This window comes from Pseudogemmobacter bohemicus (genome assembly GCF_003290025.1).
Classification (GTDB): Bacteria; Pseudomonadota; Alphaproteobacteria; order Rhodobacterales; family Rhodobacteraceae; genus Pseudogemmobacter; species Pseudogemmobacter bohemicus.
This window is the reverse complement of the sequence record NZ_QNHG01000001.1, coordinates 1,045,794-1,067,125: the sequence shown is the minus strand read 5'-3', so window position 1 is coordinate 1,067,125 and position 21,332 is coordinate 1,045,794. Positions and strand designations below refer to the sequence as shown.

Below are 21,332 nucleotides of genomic sequence, written 5' to 3'. Positions count from 1 at the left end.
CCCTCAGAAGAACTGGCCCATAAAAACTGGTTTACCCTTAAACAATCCGGTTTAACCAGGCAACAAAGTTAGCGCCGCGCCCCTATGCACCTGATGCATGGCTGGCTCGCAGGGTTTCGACCAGCGCCGGGTAGGCCCCGGCGGCAAGGAATTCGGCCTCTGCCGGCGTGGTTTCCCGCCCAAGCGCCGCATTGCGAAAGGGAAAACGGCCAAAGCGGCGGATGATTTCCTGATGCGCCCGCGCGTGGAGCAGGCTTTCCGGGCTCGACGGCATCCGTTCCGCGAAAAGCCGGACGGCGAGCGCCTGATCGGCGGGATCCTCGGAATGCTCGAAGGGCATATAGAAGAACTGCCGTTCGGGTTCGGGCGCGCCGAGATCCCAGCCTTCATCCAGTGCGCGGCGCGCGGCATCGCGCGCTTTCGCATCGGTTGCGAAAGCCGTGGCCTGGCCGCGGTTGATATTGCGGGCGAACTGATCGGCGATCACCAGATAGGCAAGCGTGCCAATCGTGCCATCGACCCAATGCTCCAGCCCACCCTCATGCAAGGCCTGCCAGAGCTCTCCAAACCGGCTGGCGCAGGCGTCGTCAATCTCCTCGCCACCGGCATACCAGCCCTCCGGACCGATTTCCTCGATCCAGAATTGCAGAACCTCGATCGGGTCTGACATCCTCACCTCCCGCTGCCGGCCAATCCTCGGCCAGACTGGCAGCGGGGGGGGCGGGGTGCAACCTCAGGCTTCGCGCTGAGGTGGATTTTCTTCGCCCGGGTCCGGCTCCCCTGCCCCGGATGCGCGCCTGTCATCGCCTTGCTGTGCTGGATCAGGTGCGGGCTGTTCGGGCGCGGCGGCCGGCGTGCTCTGATCACGGTGGATGATCAGCGCCTGGGCGGCCTCGGCCGCGGCTTCGGGATTTTCCGGCGAAGGGTTGATCTCGGCCGCATTCTCGACCACTGCGACCGAGGCCACCGCCGAGGCCATCGGCGCGATATTGGCATAGGCGCCGGTCATCACCGGCGTCGCGCGTTTGGTCATCCGCCAGGCGGCATAACCGGCCAGCATGGCGTAAAGCACACCGACGAAGAAGAAGAAACCGCGTGGCCCCATCACATCGCGCCCCATCAGCCAGCCGACGATCAGCGGACCGAAGATCGAGCCCACGCCGTTGATGAACAAGAGCCCTGCCGAGGCCGCCGCCATCTGCTCCTTCGACAGGTAGTCATTGGTATAGGCGATGATCAGCCCGTAGATCGGATAGGTGATTCCGCCCAAAAGCGCCGCCACCACCAGATAGGCGGGGAAAGGCAGCGGGAAAATGGTCGCCACCGCCATGATCACGGTTGCCACCACCGAAAGCCAGACGATGATCTTGCGGCGGTCGATCCGATCCGACAGCCGCCCGATCGGATATTGCAGGATCAGCCCTCCGATATAGAGCGCCGAGGTGAAAAGCGCGATCTGCCCGATCGACAGGAGGCTGATCGAGCCCCAGACCGAGGCCATGCCGAACATTGCCGAAAACACACCGCCGATCAGGAAGATCCCGACGCAGCCCAGGGGCGAAATTCGGTAAAGCTCGCGAAAGCCAAGCCGCTGGCCGGTCTCGAATTTCGGGCTGGGATAGGTCGCCAGCAGCAAAGGCAGGAAGGCCAGCGAGACCAGAACCGAGGGGATCAGGAAGAGGTCATAACCAAAGGGGTCGCCAATCGCCAGCAGCCCCTGGGCCGAGATGATGCCGATCATCTGCACGATCATATAGGCCGACAGCGCCTGGCCGCGCGTCTCATTGGTCGCGGTATCGTTCAGCCAGCTTTCCGCCGTGATATAGACGCCGGCAAAGCCGAAACCGATCACCACCCGCATCAGCGCCCAGGCCTGCCAGTCGATCAGCATCGGATAGACCACCAGCACCGCCGAGATCAGCGAGCCGAGCGCCGCGAAGACGCGGATATGGCCGACATGCTGAATCATCCCCGGCACATAGCGCGAGCCCAGCAGGAAGCCGAGGAAATAGGCCGACATCACGAAGGACAGCTGGAAGGTCGTAAACGCCTCCATCGTACCGCGGATCCCAAGCAGCGAGCCCTGGACGCCGTTCCCCAGCATCAAAAGCAGCACTCCCAGCAAAAGCGGCCAGGTGGTGTAAAGGACTCTCAGCATCTGATGCTCCGCGAAAGGATGGCCGGCGGGCTGTCTTTGACGATCAGCCGTCTGATGGGATCAACAGCGACGAGTCGCCATAGGAGAAAAACCGATACTGGTTCACGATGGCATGATCGTAGATTTCGCGCATCCTCTCCTGTCCCATAAGCGCCGAAACAAGCATCAGAAGCGTCGATTTCGGCAGATGGAAATTGGTCATCAGCGCATCGGACACGCGGAAGGTGAATCCCGGGTAAATGAAGATATCCGTCCAGCCCGACCATGGCGCGATTTCGCCGGTTTCCCGCGCGGCGCTTTCGATCAGCCTGAGCGCGGTGGTGCCGACCGGAATCACGCGGCCCCCCGCAGCTTTCGTCGCGCGGATCCGGGCGCTGGCGGTCTCGCTGACCTCGCCCCATTCGGAATGCATCTTATGGGTGGTGACGTCTTCGACCTTGACCGGCAGGAAAGTGCCGGCACCGACATGCAGCGTCACCTCGGTGAAATCGACACCCCTGGCGCGCAGGGCGGCCAGCAGATCCGCGTCGAAATGCAGGCTGGCGGTGGGCGCGGCCACCGCGCCGGCACAACGGGCGAAGACCGTCTGATAATCCTGGTTATCGGCGGCGTCCGGCGCCCGTTTCGCGGCAATATAGGGCGGCAGCGGCATGGTGCCGGCCTCAAGCAAAGCCGCGTCGAAATCGGGGCCGCTGAGGCTGAATTCCAGCCGCAGATCGGTCTCGCCCTTTTCCGCGACTGTCGCGGAAAGCCGGTCGGAGAACCGGATCACCTCGCCAGGGTTCACCTTGCGCAGGGGTTTCGCCATGGCGCGCCAGCCGCCCTGGGCTGCGGGCTCCATCAGCGTGACCTCGATCTTTGCCACCGCATCGCCGCGCGCGCGGCTGCCGGTCAGCCGGGCCGGGATCACTTTGGTATTGTTAAGCACCAGCAGGTCGCCGGGGCGGAAAATATCGACCAGGTCGCGCACATAGAGATCGCGGACCCTGCCGCCTTCGGCCAGCAAAAGCCGCGCCGATGACCGGGGCCGCACCGGCCGCGTCGCGATCAGCGCTTCGGGCAGGTCGAAATCGAAATCGGAAAGCTGCATCCGCCCTGCTCCCAGTCTTAGCCCCTTCAGCCCGCGCCTTTCAGCACCGGAGCGGGCCGGCGGAAGATGTCGCGAAACATCCCCGGTGTCAGAATCGACAGCGGATTGACGCTGATCTGCGGATTTTTCGCGGCCCCCGCAAGCCGGTAGTTGAAACCGAACAATCCTTCGCCTTTGCGGGTGAAGATCTGGCCGATCCCGTTCAGCAGATAGATCGGCGAGATGGTGCCCTGGATGTCGATCCGGCTGCTGGCGGAATGGTAGAATCCGGCAAACGATATTCCCATCGAAGCACCGATGGCGGCGCCCTGGGCGATCTGGACGCCTTCGGGCAGGATCAGGAAAGAGACATCGCCCTCGGAAAACTGGATGCCGCCGCCCTGAAGCTGTTCCAGCAACCCGACCACCGAGGCCGCCGACAGCAGCTCGGCCAGCACCGGCGCGTTCTGGATCGAGAAACTGGTGACCGTTGCCACGCCGCTATACTGGCCCGGCACGTCGCGGGGCTGGATGGTCATATCGAGCGAGCCGCCCCGCCCCATATCGAAAAAGCCGGCCGCCGCCATCACCCGCCCGGCATCATTCGAGGTGATCCGCACCGCCGTGCCGCCTTTATAGGGCATGGTGGCGCCGGCGATCCGGCTTTTCCCGTTGACCGAGGCGACGAAACTGCCGTCCAGCCCGCCCTGGCGCGGGGTGAAGGTGCCGGAAAGTCCGGTCAGGGAAATCCCCCCCGTCACCACCACCGTGTCAAGATTGACCGCGATGGCGCCGCCGCCGCTGCCGGGCGCTGCCCCCGCCTTGCTTTTCGGGATCTCGCGCAGGTCGATCCGGCCGCCGGTCAGGGTCACGCCCACATCGGCGCCCTTGCCACGCCCCGTCAGATCGACCGCAGCATCAAGCCAGCCGCCGGCTTTGAGTTCCTGGAAACTGGCGCGGTCAAGCCCGCCGCCGGCTTTGGTGGTCAGCCGGCCTTTGGCGCTGAGGCCCGGGCCGTTCAGCTCCAGCTTCGTCACCTCGGGTGCCGGGCCGAGAGCCGCCTCGACCAGAAGGCGGCCACTGCTGTCCCTCGTCTTGGTCCAGCTCAGCGGTGGCAGGTTCAGGCCAAGCCCCTTAAGGTCGCTTTTCAGGCTCAGCCGCGCCGGCGCCCCTTTTGGCAGCGCGATTTCCACCTCGGCCCGGGTCTCGCCCGAGATCCAGTTTTCCGGCAATTGCACCCCCAGCCGACGCAGCCCCGCATCGCTGAGCCGCGCCGTCCCGGTGACAGTGGCCTTGCCGGCAGCATCCTTGCCAAAGGGTTGTTCATAGCGTGCAACGACCGGAACGCCGGCAATGCTGCCCTCGCCGGAAATCCGCATCCCCGAAGGCGTTACCTTCACCGCGAGATCATCGCTGCGGATCTCTTTGCCCGCAACCAGCCGATCCGAGCGGAAATCGAGGATGCGGCCGCTGACATCATAGCGGATGTCCTCGGTCAGGATCTTCGGCTTCAACGGAAAGCGCAGATCGGCGACCAGCAGCGCGCGCCCCTCGCCCAGATCCACCTGGCGCCCGGCTTTCGAGATGAAATGGAACGGTTCCTGATCCAGCAGCGACAGCGTTGCGGTCAGGCCGGCATCAACGATCAGCCGCACCTCGGCATCGGCGGGTTTCTTGCGGATATCGGGCACCCGGAACAGCGAGCCATCGACCCGGATCCGCGCCCCGTCGGCACCGGCCTCGGGCGCGGTGATCTCGCCGCCCTCGATCACCAGCGTATAGGTATTGTCCTGGATCGCCGCGCGGCCATGGCCGTTCCGGATCGGCGGCAACGATCTGACCACGCGGACCTCGGCGCCGGAGAATTCGTAATCCAGCGCGAACCGCGCCTCTTCGCCGCTGCGAAAACGCAGCGCCGCGGCCACGTCAGAAAGCGCGCCCTGGCCGACATTCTCTGCAAGCCAGTTCCGCGTGCGCGGCACCGCCGCCAGCGGCCAGAGCCGGATCAGCCTTTCGGTCGAGATCCGGTTCAGCGCCACATCCACCGCGCCAGACCAGATGCCGCCCGCATCAAGGCGCGCATGGCCCGACAGCACCAGCCGGTCATCCCCCTCGTTCAGCACCACCTCGCCTATCTCGACCGAGAAAGGATCGAGCCGCAGCCGCCAGGTAGCCGAGCCCGAAGAGAAGCGCGCCGGCGCCTCGAAGAGCCCATCCGGATCGACCATCACCTCGCCGATACTCAGCTGGGTGACCACCGATTGCGGCAGATCGCCGGGCTGAACCGGCTGGCCCCCGGCATCGCCGAGATCGGTGGTTCCCGAAGCCGAGACCCTGAGCGAGGGGCTTTGCACATCGACCTCATCGAGGAAAACCCGCTGCAACCCGGCATCATAGCGCAGCGCGACAGTGGCGCTTTCAAAGGCCATCAGACGCGGCGGTGGCGGCGGGCCTTCGATGAGGCCGGTCGCGGTTTCCGCCGTATCCGCAGGCTCTGCCCGCAAGGCTCCGGGATCCAGCGCCCCCGGCCCCAGCGAAAGCCGCCCCGCCAGAACCCCCGGCCTGCCGCCCGCGTCCAGCGTGCCGTCGAGCCGCCCCGAAATCGGCGCATCCAGCACGGCGAAAGCGGCCAGCGGCGCCGCCTGAACCGCCAGATCGCGCGCCGCGACCTGATCGACCGTGGCCGAGAACCGGGCCGAGCTGTCGCCTTTCGCGGTCTCGACCGCCAGCGTCGCACGCGCGGGCGCCGCGCCGGTCAGGAGCGTCACCGAAAGTTCGGCCGAGAGGCTGTCCACCCCGTTCGCGACCATCAGCCGCCCGTCGCCCAGCTCCCATTTCCGTCTGGCCCTCGCATCGTCCAGCGTCAGCGCGAGGCCGTCGATCTCGACCGTTGAAAGCGCGCTGAGCGTGCCGGTCGAGAACATGCGGTCCAGCGCATCCAGCACCTCGGCCGGCGTCCCCATCTGCGGGCTGCCCGAAAGCCCGGCAAAGCTCAGCGCGATGCGGCCATCGGCATCGCGGGCGACCGCAACCCTGGCCCCCGTCATCCGCACGAGGCTGGGCCTGATCTGGCCCGTAATCAAAGGACCTGGCGCAAGGTCGATCCGCAGCTCGGGCAGGCTCAGCAGCGACGAGCCCTTGCTGTCGATCAGCCGCAGATCGCGCAGGTCGAGATTGGGTGTCAGGTCGGGCGAGATGGTCACCGTCACCTCGCCCAGCGAGATCGCGCTGCCTTCGGGCAGGTGGCTTTTGCCCAGCGTGTCATTCAGCCGCTGCTCGATCGAGGCCACCGCCCAGACCGGCAGCGTCAGGCTGCGGCCAAGCAGCACAAATCCCGCAAGCCCAACGAAGCCGAGCAGAAACAGCAGGAAGAGCCCGAGCCTGAGGCCGATCCTCGGCCTGAGCTTTTGCGCCCGCTGCGCCCGCGCCTCGGCCCGGCTGACAAGGAACCGGCGGGGGCGCTTCTTCGCTTCCGGCTCCGGCGTCGCGCCGGTTGCGGCTGCGGTCATGGTTGCGGTCATGGCTGTGGCCAGATCGCCGGCGACAGGGTTGCGCGGCAGCGACGCGGCAAGCGGGTCGTCGAGATCCCAGGGTTCAGATGCGGCCGGCTGGTCCGGAGCGGAAGCAACCGACGCGGTGACCACAGGCACGGGAGGCTGCGGGACTTGCGCGGCTGTCGCGCTCTGGCCCGTCTGTTGCCCTCTCTGTTGCCCTTTCTGGGGCGATGCATCCCCCGGCGGGTTTGGCTCTGTTACCCGCGCGGCATCGGGCATTTCGCGCTCAGGCACGTCGCGGCAGGATGCGTCCCGGGCAGACGCCTCCGGCCCCGATGCCCCGATTTCCCGGGGTTCGGCGATTCCGTCCGGCAAGGCATCGGCAATGTCCGATATGGCGGAAACCGGGTCGGCCCGCTCCGCGTCATTATCTCCGGCAGCACCGTGCCCGGCACTGGTCTTCCCGGCACTGGTCTTCCCGGCGCTGCTTTCCCCGCTCACTGCGTCTTCGCCCTTCAATTCCCGCGACCCGGGTGCTGTTCATCGCCCCTGAGCCGCCCGCCGCCCTGGCTGAGCAGCCTGTGCCCCAGCCTGAACCTCAGCCTGAACCTCAGCCTGAACCTCTGGCACCGGTAGCCGCTTGCCTCTATCCTGGCGCGAAGCCGGGCGAAACACAAAGCCCCGTGACCCGCAAGTGCCCGCCCGCGCGGGGTCTTGCCTGGGCGACCGCCCTCAGACCGGATCTGCTTTCGGAAAGGACCGAGATGACCACCACCCTTGCTGCCGGCGACAAAGCCCCTGATTTCACCCTGCCCCGCGATGGCGGCGGCACCGTCTCGCTGTCGGCGCTCGCGCCAGGCAAGGTGGTGCTTTACTTCTATCCCAAAGACGACACTCCTGGCTGCACACTGGAGGCGCAGGATTTCACCCGTCTCAAGGCGGAATTTGCCGGGGCCGGCACCACGGTGATCGGCATCTCGAAAGACAGCGTTGCCGCGCATGACAAATTCTGTCGCAAGCATGGGCTGGGGATCATCCTCGCCTCCGATGCCGAAAGCAGCACCTGCGAGGATTACGGCACCTGGGGCGAGAAGAAGAACTATGGCAAGACCTATATGGGCATCACCCGCAGCACATTTCTGATCGGGTCCGACGGCCTGATCGCGCAGGTCTGGCCGAAGGTCTCGGTCAAGGGCCATGCCGAAGAGGTGCTGGCGGCAGCCAGGGCGCTGCAGGGCTGAGCGCGATGGCGATGACCCTGTCGGAGATGGCGGTCGAGGTGCTGACCACGGCCGATGGCCGCGCCAAGGCGGCGATCAGCCGCCGCCATGCCGCCTTGTGGTTTGCCAGCCGTCAGGCCGGCCAGCCGCTGGAGATCGGTGCGGCCCTGCCGCCGCTAAGCCCGGCCCGGCCTGATAAACCCGATCTGCTGCCGCCGCGCGATGTGCCGCGCCGGCGCACGGGCAGCGTGCATGGGCGGATCGCTTTGCTCCATGCCGTGGCCCATATCGAGCTGAACGCCATCGACCTGCACTGGGATATCATCGCTCGCTTCGCCTCGCATCCAATGCCGCCGGGGTTTTACGACGACTGGGTGAAGGCTGCGGATGAGGAATCTAAACATTTCACGCTGCTCTCGGATGTGCTTGAGGAAATGGGCAGTTTCTACGGCGCCCTGCCCGCCCATGCCGGCATGTGGCGCGCGGCCGAAGACACGGCGGACGATTTCCTGGGCCGCCTCGCCGTGGTGCCGATGGTGCTGGAGGCGCGCGGCCTTGACGTGACGCCGGGTATGATCGCGGTGTTTCAGCGCGCGCGCGACCAGGGCGAGAAGACCGGCGCACTCGAGGCGCTGGCGGTGATCTATGCCGAAGAGGTCGGCCATGTCGCCTATGGCTCGAAATGGTTCAACTGGCTTTGCGGCCGCGATGGCACGGATCCGAAAGAGGTCTTCCATGCCCTGGTCCGGCGCTATTTCCACGGCCAGCTGAAACCACCCTTCAACGAGGAAAAGCGCGCCGAGGCCGGGCTGCCGCCGGACTTCTACTGGCCGCTGGCCGAAGGGGATGAGGCCGAAACCCCGGCCTGACCGGCGCACCGGCCGGAACCCGGTCCAGAGCGTCTATCGGCAAGAAACCGCCGGGAACAGGCGATGGCCAGCCGCTGCGGCCCTGTCACAGAGCGGAAATATTGCGAGCGCGCCCTTGCGCCGCTAATCACGTCTGATCCGGCGGAGGGCGACTCATCCTCGTCCCCGGCGGGCGTGTTTTCGGACGGTGTTGTTTTCCGGGTCGTCCTTTCTCTGCCGCATTGTCGGTGCAGGAGCGGATATCCGACCGGATGCCCCGCCCGCCCGCCACTGGCGCCGATACTGCAAATGCCTCCGGGACAGACCGGGTCAGTTGCTGCCGGCGCCCGGAATCGGGTCTGCCCACCCTTGCCCGGCCGGGCCACGCCTGATCCAGGGCGGGGCATGGCAGATCGGGCGCCCATTAAGATGGAATGCCGCGTGATTGGAAGACTGGCCATCCGGATCAATACAGCGCTTGAATCGGTGTTTCCCGAACAGCGGCTCTATCTGAAATCCGATCACGGAACCCATTACCTGCGGCTGAAGCCCGCCACCCAGGCCATCGTGGTCGTGGTCGGCGCGCTGGCCATCGCCTGGACGATCGTGGCCACCTCGATCTTTATGATGCAGTCGATCGGCGCCGGATCCTCACGCGAACAAAGCCAGCGCCAGGGGGTGATCTTCGAGGAACGGCTCGTCATGCTCTCCGCCGACCGCGATCTGCGGGTGACCGAATCCGCCCAGGCGCAGGAGCGCTTCAACTCGGCCCTGGAACAGGTTTCGGCGATGCAGGAGATGCTGCTCGCCTCGGAAGATCGCCGCCGCGAGCTGGAGACCGGCATCGACGTGGTGCAAAACAGCCTGCGCGGTGTGATCCGCGAACGTGACGAGGCGCGCGCCGAGGTTGCGAAACTGACCGGCATGCTGGGCGAACAGGGCGGCGACACCACCGAGATGGGCCGCATCCGCGACACCAGCGAAACGCTTGGCTTCCTGACTTCCAAGCTGGAGACGACCGCCCGCGAGCGCGATACCCGCCTTGCCGAGGCCGACAGCGCCCGCGAAGAGCTGGCGCTGGCCATCGAGGACCGCCGCGCGCTGGAGCTGCGCAATGACGCGATCTTCGCGAAAATCGAAGACGCGGTGACCGTCTCGGTCGAGCCGCTGGAAAAGATGTTCCGCGCGGCCGGGATGAACCCCGATGATCTGATCGCCACCGTCCGCAAGGGCTATTCCGGCCAGGGCGGCCCGCTTGCGCCGATCACGGCGTCAAGCATGGGCGGGCCGCTGAGCGATGGCGAGAAACGCGCCAATGCGATTCTGAAAGACATGGAAGAGATGGATCTCTACCGTCTCGCCGCCTGGAAAGCGCCCTTTGCCACCCCTATCACGGCGACAAATGTGCGCTGGACCTCAAGCTTCGGGCGGCGCGATGATCCGTTCGGGCGTGGCACGCGGATGCATGAGGGCACCGATATCGCCGGCCCCTACGCCACCCCGATCTATGCCACCGCCGAAGGCACCGTCATCCAGGCCGGCTGGTCGAACGGCTATGGCCGCCTTGTGAAGATCCAGCATGCTTTCGGGATCGAGACCCGCTTCGCCCATATGTCACAGATCCGTGTACAGGTCGGACAAAAGGTGTCGCGCGGCGACCAGATCGGTGATATGGGCAATTCAGGCCGGTCCACCGGCACTCATCTTCACTACGAAGTCCGCATCGGGGGCACAGCCGTGAACCCGATGACCTTCATAAGGGCAGCGAGAAATGTTTTCTAAGAGCCGCATCAACGAGCCGGGCGCGAAACCCGAAGCAGACAAACCCAAGGCGCCGGAGGTCCCCGTGTCGAAACCTTCCATGGATTTCACCCCCTCGGCGCCCAAGGGCAAAGCTGTGGCCTCGGTGCTCTCCTCCGACCTTACCGTTGTGGGCAATCTGCGCACTTCGGGTGATATCCAGGTCGAAGGCACGGTCGAGGGCGATATCCGCGCCCATCTGCTGACGGTCGGCGAAAGCGCCACCATCCGCGGCGAGATCGTGGCTGACGATATCGTGGTGAATGGCCGCGTGATCGGTCGTGTGCGCGGCCTCAAGGTGCGCCTGACCTCGACCGCGCGCGTCGAAGGCGACATCATCCATAAGACCATCGCCATCGAATCGGGCGCCCATTTCGAGGGCTCGGTCCAGCGCCAGGAAGACCCGCTGGCCACCGGTCGTGCTTCGGCAGCGTCTCATGCTGCCCCGGCAGCAGCAGAGGCTCCGGCTGCGGCACCCGAAGGCATCTGATTCCGTCCACGGTATCATCCGTCCTGTCCTTGCCGGGCCGGGGCCGGGGATACAGGCAGGGCGTAGAAGCCATTGTTACAATCCGCTGCAGCCCTCCTGACCGGAGGGCTGTTTGCATTTCAGGGGATCGCGGTGTTCCGGGGAGGATGAGCGGCCTTCGCCCCTCCCCCTTCCCCCACGGAAAGAAAGCATTGACGCGTGTTTGACCGGGCCGTTAGCCTCAGATCGGGGCGACCAACCGGCAGCCCCGCCCGGCAGCGGCGGCCTTTTGCGGGCAGCACTGCGGGAGAACCCGCCTTGCTGTCCCTCCCGGCTTTCGCGTCCGGCGGGGGCCAGCACCAGCCGGCCCCGCTACGCCGATCCGTCCATCGACATATCAGGGGGCGTATCAGGGGGGAACACCCGGTCCGCCCCACCCGTTTCAGGTCTGGAGTTCATTATGTCACTGCTCAGAATGCTTTTCCTGCTGCTTGCCACGCTACCCTTCCTCGCACAGCCCGGGGCCGCGCAGGATGTCACGGGCTCTGCCGATCACCCGCTGATCCCGCGCTATGCCGGGACCGAGATCCGCGATTACGCGGTCAATGCCTTTGACGAATTCCTGCTGATCACCGGCCCGTCCCTGCCGGCCGGCACCGGCGCCGCCGCCTATGAGGCAAGCCAGCCGCTGGAGGGCAGGGTCTCGCATTTCCTCTACCGCGCGCCCATGGACCGCTCGGCGCTTGAGGTCTTCCGCAATTACGAAACCGCGCTGAAAGAGGCTGGTTTCGAGACCCTCTTCACCTGTTCAAAGGCCGATTGCGGCCCGCGTTTCAACAGCCTGATCAACCCCGGCGCCCGCTATAACGGGCTGATCTATGGCGACCAGCAGCGCTTTCTGGCGGCAAAACTCGTCCGACCCGAGGGCGATGTCTATGTCTCGCTCTATGCCACCAGTTTCGAGCCGGAGGCCCGGCCCTTCATCCTGCTGGATGTGATCGAAGTCGCCCCGATGGAAGCGCGGATGCAGGTGATCAAGGCCTCCGAGATGGAGGAGACCCTGGCCCGCGACGGCAGGATCGCCATCTATGGCATCCTCTTTGATTTCGACAGCGCCGAAATCCTGCCGGAATCGAAAGAGCAGATCGACCAGCTGGCGGCAATGTTGCAGGACAGCGCAACATTGCAGGTGCTGATCGTCGGCCATACCGATGGCAAGGGCGCGTTCGATTACAACCTCTCGCTGTCGCAGCGTCGGGCCCAGGCGGTGGCGGATGCGCTGGCGGCGCAGGGCATCGCCGCCGACCGCATCACCCCGGCCGGCGCCGGCATGGTCGCCCCGGTCGCCACCAATCGGACCGAGGAAGGCCGCGCAAAGAACCGCCGCGTCGAAATCGTGGAGCTGGTGCGCAACTGATCCCCGGAAGACAAGAGGCTCCGCCCCTGATCCGGGCGGACCTCCCGTTTTTCCCGGCGCCGTTCACGGCCGGATGTGACGGGTTAACCCGCCTGCCGGCCCAGAAGCTATTCGCGGTTCAGGGCGCGGATCAGGGATGCCGGTGGCAGACGCTGAAATTCCGGCATTTCGCGCAGATGCTGAAAGTGGAAATGCGACAGGAAGCATTCCAGATCCTCGCTCCAGTGTTCTTCCTGGAAGATCGGCGGCGCCTGGCTGAAGCCAGGCAAAGGCGGATCACCGATCCGCGCGGACAAGGCGGCATTATAACCGCCATCGGCCGCACGCAGCCGCTCCGCCATTGCGTCTCCGATATGAAACCGCCCCGCATAGCGCGGTTTCAGCGCGGCGAGCCGCTGCAAAGCCAGATTGAATTCCTCCCGATGTCCGACGGTCGAATTCACCAACAGCTTGAACATCAGCAGATTGCCACTGATGGAGTGGTTTGAGAACCATTTCGGCGCCCGTGTGGCACAGGAGATCAACCTCCATCTCCTGTGCAAAACGTGGCAGGAGAGAGCCATGCGCGGCAATTTCGGCCTCATAACCGATGAAAATCGCGCGGTCACCAAAGGCGCTCCAGAAGTCAAAGAAGCCAGGCAGGCTGAATTTTGCGAACCAGCTGCAAAACTGTTCGGGCGTGGAAACCATCCCGGTGATCTGCACCCGCTGTGAATAGGCGCTCATGGCGCAGGCGAGGAATTCACGGACCACACAAAGCACGGAAATATCGTAAAAATCCTGCTGGTTCCGGCGGAAGAAATAATCAGGACGGTTCCGCGTCGTGATATTCTGGAACCCTTCCGAACTGACGATGATCCGGTCAAAGGGGAGAATTTCGGCTTCGAACTTCTCGCGCAATGCCGTGAGGTCCGCGTCGCTGCTCGCGGAATTCTGATGACAGGCCAGGGCAATTCCCCCCTGGCTCACCCTTCTGAAACCGGTCGATGGGTAAAGGATACCCTGTGCTGCCAGCGTTCTTCGCATAAGCCGCAGCTGAAATTGCAAGGCAGAGGTGCCGGTTTTGGCGCGCCCAATATGCAGGAACAGCTTTTTCGGCATCTGCGCTCCCTCTGGCCCCGTGGACTGCGGACGCCCCGGGCCGCTCAGGTCCCTGTCAGGGGAGAGCCCGGCGGGCTCTCCCGGCAAAAATCAGAGCGCCACGCGCCGGGTTTCCTCGCGCTGGCGGGTCAGCTCTTCGGCGACAAGGAAGGCCAGCTCCAGCGATTGCGAGGCGTTGAGGCGCGGATCGCAGGCGGTGTGATAGCGGTCTTGCAGATTCTCATCGGTGACCGCGCGCAGGCCACCGGTGCATTCGGTGACATCCTGGCCGGTCATCTCGAAATGAACGCCCGCCGGGACCGTGCCCTCGGCTTTATGGATCGAGAAGAACTCCCGCACCTCGCGCAGCACCGAATCGAAAGGCCGCGTCTTATAGCCAGAGGCCGCCTTGATGGTGTTCCCGTGCATCGGATCGCAGGACCAGACGACATTGGCGCCTTCCTCCTGCACGGTTTTGATCAGGCGCGGCAGGTGGTCCCCCACCTTGCCGGCGCCAAAGCGCGCGATCAGGGTCAGCCGGCCCGGCTCATTCTCCGGGTTCAGCTTTGCCATCAGCACCCTGAGATCTTCGGCGGTGGTTGAGGGCCCGCATTTCAGCCCGATCGGGTTCAGCACACCGCGGCAGAATTCGACATGGGCGCCATCGGGCTGCCGCGTGCGGTCGCCGATCCAGATCATATGGCCCGACCCCGCCACCGGCTGACCCGAGATGGAATCGATGCGGCAAAGCGCCTCTTCATATTCCAGCAGCAGCGCCTCATGGCTGGTGTAGAAATCGACCTGGGCGAGTTGATGCGCGGTCTCAGAATTGACCCCGGCCGCATTCATAAAGTCCAGCGCATCCGAGATCCGCGAGGCCATGGCGCGGTATTGTTCCGCCTTATCATGTTCGGCGAAACCCAGCGTCCAGGAATGCACACGGTGGATATCGGCAAAGCCGCCGGTTGAAAACGCGCGCAAAAGGTTCAGCGAGGCCGCCGCCTGGGTATAGGCCTGCAGCATCCGGTTCGGATCGGGCATCCGCGCCTCGGGCGTCGCGTCAAAGCCGTTGATGATATCGCCCTTGTAGCTGGGCAGCTCGACCCCATTGATCACCTCGGTCGGCGCCGAACGCGGCTTGGCAAACTGCCCCGCCATCCGGCCCACCTTGATCACCGGCACTTTCGCACCCCAGGTCAGCACCACCGCCATCTGCAGCATGACGCGGAAAGTGTCGCGGATATTGTCGGCCGAGAATTCGGCAAAGCTCTCGGCGCAGTCGCCGCCTTGCAGCAGGAAGGCCTTGCCCTCGCCCGCCAGCGCCAGTTGCTTCTTCAGCCGCCGTGCCTCTCCCGCGAAGACCAGCGGCGGATATTTCGACAGCTGCGCCTCGGCCCCGGTCAGGGCCTGGGCATCCGGGTAATCCGGCATCTGGATTCTGGGTAGAGCGCGCCAGTCGGTTTTCTTCCAGCTTCCCTGCATCTTCCTTGCCTCACCCATGACATTCCTCCGAACGGCCAAGCCCGCGCTGACAGCGGTAACATGGTCCGCATATAGGGCTTATGGCACCGGGATGCAAAGGGCGCCGCTCTTGCGCGCGCTCAGATCAGACAGCCTGTTTTATCCAGTGAGAAAGAGCCGATCTCTTCGCCGTCCCGCTGCCGGAAGGTGAAATCATAGCCTCAGCCGGCACCGATAGCGGCAAGGACAGCTTTGTCCTCGCAGACGTCAGCCGAAATGGAGCTTTGCCATGTCCCGACACTCTGCGGGTAATCGTGATCCAGAACATAGATAAAGCGGATCCAGTCTTTCCCGGCATCTATCGCGACCAGAGTGGTAGTGTCATCGACCTGCATCGGGGTCTGCAACTCCCGGGACAAAGACGCGAAAGATCGCCTCAGGGTCGCTTTCGCGAAACGGGGATCTCCGGTCAGCGCTTCGGCATGGATCTGCGCCTGCCCCAGATTTCGCCCCGTATGTTTCAACAGGAAATACATCCCGAAACCAGCCATCAGAACAATCATCACGGCTTGCAGATTGGCAGGCTTTTTTCCCTGTTCCCGATGATCCCGGCTCAGTGGAACGGCGAGGCCGAAAGAACAGATCGGGATAAAGGTGATAATGGCGCCGCGCCCACTGCCCCAGGCATCGCGTACCCGCGCCACCGCGAGCCAGCCATAGAAACAGCCCAGCTCACAAAGCCAGAGAAATCAAGCCCTACCGCCAGCCAAAGCTGGCCGTGAATCGTCGCCTGAAGTTGAAAGGGCCGAATTGCGCTCATCAGGATCTGAGTGGTGGCCAGCAAAGCGGTACTCCATATCAGCCGGTAACCGCGCCCCACCCGCAAACAGGGCGGAACAGTCAGCACCCCGCAAAGCCCGCCGAGGGAAAAATCAGCCCGAACCAGATATGCAGCTGCGTTTGCGGCGTGGTCCAGACGACATACTGATAAGCAAGTTCGTAGCCTGGTCCGAAAATGAACCGCCCGACGCCCAGGCGATTGCAATTTCAGTCGATCATTGCGTCGTATCTGTGACCCGCTCCTGTCGCGTTCCGAATACCGGGTTCAGGTGATCACGTCAGGTGAGGTACGCCCGGTAAAACCCTGAATATCCGCAATTTCATGCGCCGCTTTGATGACATCGGCCAGGGCGGATTGCGGATCATCATTCAGCCCTCCCGGTCCCGGCGCATAGGATTCCAGATAAAGCCGCAGCGTGGCGCCCTCAGTGCCGGTGCCGGACAGACGAAAGACTGCCCGCGTGCCCTCCCCAAAGATCACCCGCACGCCCTGACGCTGCGACAGGGAACCATCGACCGGGTCGTGATAGGCAAAATCATCTGCGTTGGTGACGGAAAGGCCTGCAAAACTTTGACCTGAAAGGGTTTTCAGCTTTTCGCGCAGGGTCGCGAACATCTGGTCGGCGCGGGTGGAATCCAGCGCCTCGAAATCATGGCGAGAGTAATAGTTGCGGCCGAACCGCGCGAAATGGGCGGCAAGGATATCCGCGACGCTTTCCTTGCGCACTGCAAGGATATTCAGCCACAAAAGCACCGCCCAGAGCCCGTCTTTCTCGCGCACATGGTCTGATCCGGTGCCGAAACTCTCTTCGCCGCAAAGGGTAACACGCCCCGCATCCAGCAGATTTCCAAAGAATTTCCAGCCGGTCGGTGTCTCGAACGCCTCGATCCCAAGGCTTTTGGCCACCCGGTCCACCGCGCCCGAGGTCGGCATCGAGCGCGCCACCCCCTTCAGCCCGGACCGGTAGCCCCTGGCCAGATGCGCATTGGCCGCCAGCACCGCCAGGCTGTCCGAAGGCGAGACATAGATGCCGCGCCCCACCACCATATTGCGGTCGCCATCGCCATCCGAGGCGGCGCCGAAATCGGGGGCATTATCGCCCATCATCTCTTCCATCAGATCCGAGGCCCAGGTCGGGTTCGGGTCGGGATGCATGCCGCCGAAATCCGGCAAGGGCGTCGCATTGACCACCGTGCCCGGCGCGGCTCCAAGACGTTTTTCAAGGATCTCAACCGCATAGGGACCGGTGATCGCGCACATGGAATCCATCCGCATCCGGAAACCGCCCCGGAACAGCGCGCGGATGGCGTCGAAATCGAACAGCGTCTCCAACAGATCGGCATAGTCCGCGACCGGATCGACCACCTCGACGATCATATCGCCCAGGCGCTGCTGACCCTGGGTCGAGAGATCGACATCGGTGCTCTCGAAAATATGGTATTCCGAGACTGTGCCGGTGCGGGCGAACATCGCCTCGGTCACCGATTCCGGCGCCGGCCCGCCATTCGGCATATTGAATTTGACGCCGAAATCCTCATCCGGGCCGCCCGGATTATGGCTTGCGGACATGATGATGCCGCCATCGGTTTTATTCAACCGGATCAGATGGCTGGCGGCCGGAGTTGACAAAAGTGCCCGCTGCCCGACGATCACTTTCGCCGCCCCATTGGCGGCGGCCATGCGCAGGATCACCTGGGCCGCGCGGTCATTGAAATAGCGCCCGTCACCGCCCAGCACGAAGGTCTTGCCCTCGGCCCCCACCACATCGAACAGCGCCTGGATGAAGTTTTCCAGGTAATGCCGCCCCATGAAAATGCGCGTCTTTTTGCGCAGCCCGCTGGTGCCGGGCTTCTGTCCTGAGATGGGCGTGGTCGCGACGGTCAGTTTCATCCGCTCTCTCCTGGAGGAACACGGGGGTGGGGAATACAGGCGCCTTCGGCGGAACAGGCTGGAATCATTACCAGAACCGCATTTTCCGGAACGGAGTCCGGTGCCGCCTCAGCTGTAAGATCCGGGTGGGTGGTGTCAAGGACCAGCTGCCAGCCCCGGGCGGTTTCGGGCAGGTGCAGCGGCACCGCGCCCCCCTGGTTGAACACCAGGAACAGTGGCCCATGACCGGCCTCGCCGCCTTCGGCTGCCATGCGCAGTTCAAGACAGAGACAGCGGAAATCCGGGTCCTGCCAGTCCTGCGGCGCGGGTTCCTGTCCGTCGGCGCGGCGCCAGACCACATCGCGAAAGCCATCGGCGCGGGTTTTGCCATGCAGGAAACGGTGCTGGCGCAGCGCGGGATGCGCGCGGCGCAGCGCGGCAAGGCGGCCGAGAAACGCTGTCAGCGCCAGATCCGCGCAGCTCCAGTCGGCCCAGGTGATCGGATTGTCCTGGGCATAGGCGTTGTTATTGCCGCCCTGGCTATGGCCGATCTCATCGCCCATCAGCCACATCGGCACGCCTTGCGACAGGAACAGCGTCGCCAGCAGGTTGCGCTTGCGCAGAGCCCGTGCGGCCTGGATGGCCGGGTCACCACTCGGCCCTTCGACGCCCATATTGTCGGAATGATTGTCGGAATGGCCGTCGCGATTGCCCTCGCCATTGACCTCATTATGTTTTTCACTATAGCTGACAAGGTCTTGCAGCGTGAAGCCATCATGGCTTGTGAGGAAATTGACCGAAGCGGTGGCCTGCCGCCCGGAATGGTCGAAGATCGCAGCCGAGCCCAGCAGCGCGCCTGCCAGATCCGCCGCCTGCCCCGGCTCACCGCGCCAGAAACGCCGCACACCGTCGCGGTAGCGGTCATTCCATTCGCTGAAGGGCGGCGGAAAGGCACCCAGCTGATAGCCGCCAGGTCCGATATCCCAGGGCTCGGCGATCAGCCTGACCCTCGCCAGCACCGGATCCTGGCGCAGCGCATCGAGAAAACCGGCGCCGGGGTCAAAACCGCCGGGCTCTCGTGCCAGCACCGTCGCAAGGTCAAAGCGGAACCCGTCGACCAGCCCGGTCTCGACCCAATAGCGCAAGCTGTCCATCACCAGCCGCAAAACCATCGGATGCGTCAGATCAAGCGTGTTTCCCGTCCCCGCATCATTGGCGTAATGCCGCCCGCCCGAGAGCCGGTAGAAGCTGGCATTGTCCAGCCCGCGCAGCGAGAGATGCGGCCCATGCTCGTCGCTTTCGGCCGAATGGTTGTAGACGACATCAAGGATAACCCCGATCCCGGCACGGTGCAGATGGGTGACCATCCCGCGCCAGGCCTGCATGCCGCCCGGGCCGGTATAGCGCGGCTCGGGCGTGAACCAGTTCAGCGTGTTATAGCCCCAGTAATTCCTGAGCCCCTTTGCCACCAGAAACCGCTCATCGGCGATGGCATGGACGGGCAGGAATTCCACATGCGTGACGCCGGCCTGCGCCAGATGGCCGATCACCATATCCGAGGCAAAACCGGCGCAGGTGCCGCGCAGAGGCTCGGCCACGCCGGGATGCAGCATGGTGGCGCCTTTCAGATGCGCCTCGCAGATGACGGCTTCGGCAAAGGGGTGCTCCGGGCGCGGATGGTCCAGCGCCGGCAGCGGCGCGGCCACCACCGATTTCGGGATGAACGGCGCCGAGTCACGGCTATCGAAACTGAGATCGCCGGCCGGATCGCCGGTCACATAGCCGAAAACCGCATCATCCCACCGGAATGTGCCGTGCAGCGCCCTCGCCCAGGGGTCAATCAGCAGCTTGTTCGGGTTGAAGCGATGCCCCTGTTCCGGCGCCCAGGGGCCATGGGCGCGCAGCCCGTAAAGCGCGCCCTCGCCCAGCCCCTCGACATGCAGATGCCATATATCGCCATCGCGCTCGACAAAAGGCAGCCGCGCGATTTCGGTGCCGCCATCGGGCGAAAACAGGCACAGCTCGATCGCAGTCGCATTGGCCGAGAAGGTCGCGAAATTGACCCCCTTTGCCGTCAGGCTGGCCCCCATCGGCCAGGGGAGCCCAGAGCCGGTGATCAGGCCGGTGGCTGGGCCGGCAGCGGCGGCGCTCACCGAAGCATCCCCTCGTAAAGCGCGGCATAGGCGCCTGCCGAAACCGACCAGCCATTCTCCTGCGCCATCGCGTTGCGGCGCAACCGGCTCCAGATCTTCTGATCGGCATAAAGCGCGTTCAGCCGGCGCAGCGCCTGCGCCAGCGCCAGCGCATCGGTCGGCCAGAAGGTGATGCCGGTCGCCACCCCCGCCGCCAGCGCCGCAGGCGAGGCATGGATCACCGTATCGGCCAGCCCCCCCACCGCCGCAACCAGCGGGATAGTGCCATAGCGCAGCCCATACATCTGTGTCAGGCCGCAAGGCTCGAACCGCGACGGCACCAGCACCGCATCGCCGCCCTGAAACAGCCGATGCGACAGCGCTTCGTCATAGCCGATCCTGACAGAGACGCGCCCCGGCCAGCGCGCCGCCAGTGCCAGCATCTGCGCCTCGGCCCCCGGATCGCCGGAGCCCAGCACCGCCAGACCACCGCCGCCCTCAATGAAGTCCGGCAAAGCGGCGGGCAAAAGATCGACGCCTTTCTGATCGGTCAGCCGCGAAACCAGCACCGTCAGCGGTCCCGGCACCGAGAGCCCGAACTCCGCCTGCAAACCAGCCCGCGCCTTTGCCTTCCCGGCGAGAGCACGCGCGGAATAGGGGTTTTCCGGCTCGGCCTCGGGCGACCAGAGACCGGTATCGATGCCGTTCAGGATGCCCGAGACCACTGTGCTGCGCGCCGCCAGCACCCCCTGCAGCCCCAGCCCGAATTCCGGTCGCATGATCTCGTCGGCGTAATTCGGCGAGACGGTGGTGATCCGATCCGCCGTGATCAGCCCCGCCTTCAGCGAGGACAAGCCGCCGTAATATTCCAGCGCATCGGCATGGAACTCCGCCGGTGGCAACCGCAACTCTGCCAGTAACCGCGCCGGAGCATGGCCCTGAAAGGCTATATTATGCACCGTCATCACCGAGGCACAGCCGCCCGGACCGTGATAGGCCAGATAGGCCGGCGCCAGCCCTGCCTGCCAGTCATGCGCGTGCAGGATGTCGGGCTTCCAGGCTTTGCCGCGCGCCAGCGTCACCCCTTCCCGCGCCACCCGCGCCGCCATCCAGGACAAGGCGGCAAAACGCTGCGCATTATCCCCCCAGTCCCCACCAGGCCCGTGATAAGGTCCGCCCTCACGATCATAAAGATGCGGCGCATCCAGCAAAAACAGCGAGAGCCCGCCCGCCTCACCGGCAAAGACGCGCCCCTCACCACCCCAAAGCCCGTCTTCGCGCATCACCTCGCGAAAGCCGCCCCCCCTGGCCAAAAGCCCGCGCAAGGGCCTATAGGCGGGCAGCATCACCCGCATTTCCCAGCCCGCGCCCGCCAGAGCCGCCGGCAGCGCCCCCACCACATCGGCAAGCCCGCCGGTCTTGATCAAAGGCACCGCCTCTGACGCCACTGACAAAACCCGACCGCCCATAAGCG

Annotated in this window: 16 protein-coding genes; 5 read left to right on the top strand and 11 right to left on the bottom strand. The window is 64.7% G+C overall.

Going from position 1 to position 21,332, the window contains the following annotated elements; all coding sequences use genetic code 11:
* Positions 1 to 82: 82 nt before the first annotated feature.
* The 4 genes from DRF71_RS05095 to DRF71_RS05080 all read right to left on the bottom strand — a co-directional run bounded on the left by DRF71_RS05095 (position 83) and on the right by DRF71_RS05080 (position 6,877).
* Entirely contained in the window at positions 83 to 670 is a 588-nt protein-coding gene (locus tag DRF71_RS05095; RefSeq protein WP_112309411.1) for a DUF924 family protein, read from the bottom strand.
* A gap of 63 nt (positions 671 to 733) precedes the next feature.
* On the bottom strand, positions 734 to 2,158 hold the full coding sequence (locus DRF71_RS05090; protein ID WP_112309410.1) for an MFS transporter: 1,425 nt from the start codon (positions 2,156 to 2,158) through the stop codon (positions 734 to 736).
* Positions 2,159 to 2,201: 43 nt separating this feature from the next.
* Positions 2,202 to 3,248: a tRNA preQ1(34) S-adenosylmethionine ribosyltransferase-isomerase QueA gene (gene queA, locus DRF71_RS05085; RefSeq protein WP_112309409.1), complete on the bottom strand. Its 1,047-nt coding sequence runs from the start codon at positions 3,246 to 3,248 to the stop codon at positions 2,202 to 2,204.
* A 26-nt stretch (positions 3,249 to 3,274) separates the two neighbouring features.
* A complete protein-coding gene (locus tag DRF71_RS05080) occupies positions 3,275 to 6,877 on the bottom strand; it encodes a YhdP family protein (RefSeq protein WP_157970932.1) in 3,603 nt (1,200 codons plus the stop codon).
* Between the two features lie 608 nt (positions 6,878 to 7,485).
* Between DRF71_RS05080 and DRF71_RS05075 the strand changes: the two genes are divergently transcribed.
* The 5 genes from DRF71_RS05075 to DRF71_RS05055 all read left to right on the top strand — a co-directional run bounded on the left by DRF71_RS05075 (position 7,486) and on the right by DRF71_RS05055 (position 12,475).
* A complete protein-coding gene (locus tag DRF71_RS05075) occupies positions 7,486 to 7,962 on the top strand; it encodes a peroxiredoxin (RefSeq protein WP_112310000.1) in 477 nt (158 codons plus the stop codon).
* Positions 7,963 to 7,967: 5 nt separating this feature from the next.
* Complete coding sequence (locus DRF71_RS05070; RefSeq protein WP_112309407.1) at positions 7,968 to 8,810, top strand: ferritin-like domain-containing protein; 843 nt, start codon at positions 7,968 to 7,970, stop codon at positions 8,808 to 8,810.
* Positions 8,811 to 9,230: 420 nt separating this feature from the next.
* The gene (locus tag DRF71_RS05065; protein WP_112309999.1) at positions 9,231 to 10,571 is read left to right on the top strand and encodes a M23 family metallopeptidase; all 1,341 of its coding nucleotides are present in this window, start codon (positions 9,231 to 9,233) and stop codon (positions 10,569 to 10,571) included.
* A complete protein-coding gene (locus tag DRF71_RS05060) occupies positions 10,561 to 11,079 on the top strand; it encodes a bactofilin family protein (RefSeq protein WP_112309406.1) in 519 nt (172 codons plus the stop codon). The genes DRF71_RS05065 and DRF71_RS05060 overlap by 11 nt, the downstream gene beginning before the upstream one ends.
* A 439-nt stretch (positions 11,080 to 11,518) precedes the next feature.
* Complete coding sequence (locus tag DRF71_RS05055; RefSeq protein WP_112309405.1) at positions 11,519 to 12,475, top strand: OmpA family protein; 957 nt, start codon at positions 11,519 to 11,521, stop codon at positions 12,473 to 12,475.
* A gap of 107 nt (positions 12,476 to 12,582) precedes the next feature.
* On the opposite strand, the gene DRF71_RS05050 is transcribed toward DRF71_RS05055, so the two are convergent.
* The 7 genes from DRF71_RS05050 to glgA form a co-directional block, all read right to left on the bottom strand.
* The gene (locus DRF71_RS05050; RefSeq protein WP_157970931.1) at positions 12,583 to 12,816 is read right to left on the bottom strand and encodes a hypothetical protein; all 234 of its coding nucleotides are present in this window, start codon (positions 12,814 to 12,816) and stop codon (positions 12,583 to 12,585) included.
* Positions 12,779 to 13,576: a hypothetical protein gene (locus DRF71_RS27220; RefSeq protein ID WP_157970930.1), complete on the bottom strand. Its 798-nt coding sequence runs from the start codon at positions 13,574 to 13,576 to the stop codon at positions 12,779 to 12,781. Before DRF71_RS27220 ends, DRF71_RS05050 begins: the two co-directional genes overlap by 38 nt.
* A 90-nt stretch (positions 13,577 to 13,666) precedes the next feature.
* Positions 13,667 to 15,037: a class II 3-deoxy-7-phosphoheptulonate synthase gene (locus DRF71_RS05040; RefSeq protein WP_112309998.1), complete on the bottom strand. Its 1,371-nt coding sequence runs from the start codon at positions 15,035 to 15,037 to the stop codon at positions 13,667 to 13,669.
* A 200-nt stretch (positions 15,038 to 15,237) separates the two neighbouring features.
* Entirely contained in the window at positions 15,238 to 15,567 is a 330-nt protein-coding gene (locus tag DRF71_RS05035) for a hypothetical protein (RefSeq protein ID WP_157970929.1), read from the bottom strand.
* 554 nt (positions 15,568 to 16,121) lie between these two features.
* A complete protein-coding gene (locus DRF71_RS05030) occupies positions 16,122 to 17,747 on the bottom strand; it encodes an alpha-D-glucose phosphate-specific phosphoglucomutase (RefSeq protein ID WP_112309401.1) in 1,626 nt (541 codons plus the stop codon).
* Positions 17,744 to 19,879: a glycogen debranching protein GlgX gene (gene glgX, locus DRF71_RS05025; RefSeq protein WP_269814332.1), complete on the bottom strand. Its 2,136-nt coding sequence runs from the start codon at positions 19,877 to 19,879 to the stop codon at positions 17,744 to 17,746. Before glgX ends, DRF71_RS05030 begins: the two co-directional genes overlap by 4 nt.
* Positions 19,876 to 21,327, bottom strand: coding sequence for a glycogen synthase GlgA (gene glgA, locus DRF71_RS05020; protein WP_112309400.1), 1,452 nt, complete (start codon positions 21,325 to 21,327; stop codon positions 19,876 to 19,878). The genes glgX and glgA overlap by 4 nt, the downstream gene beginning before the upstream one ends.
* Positions 21,328 to 21,332: the final 5 nt, after the last annotated feature.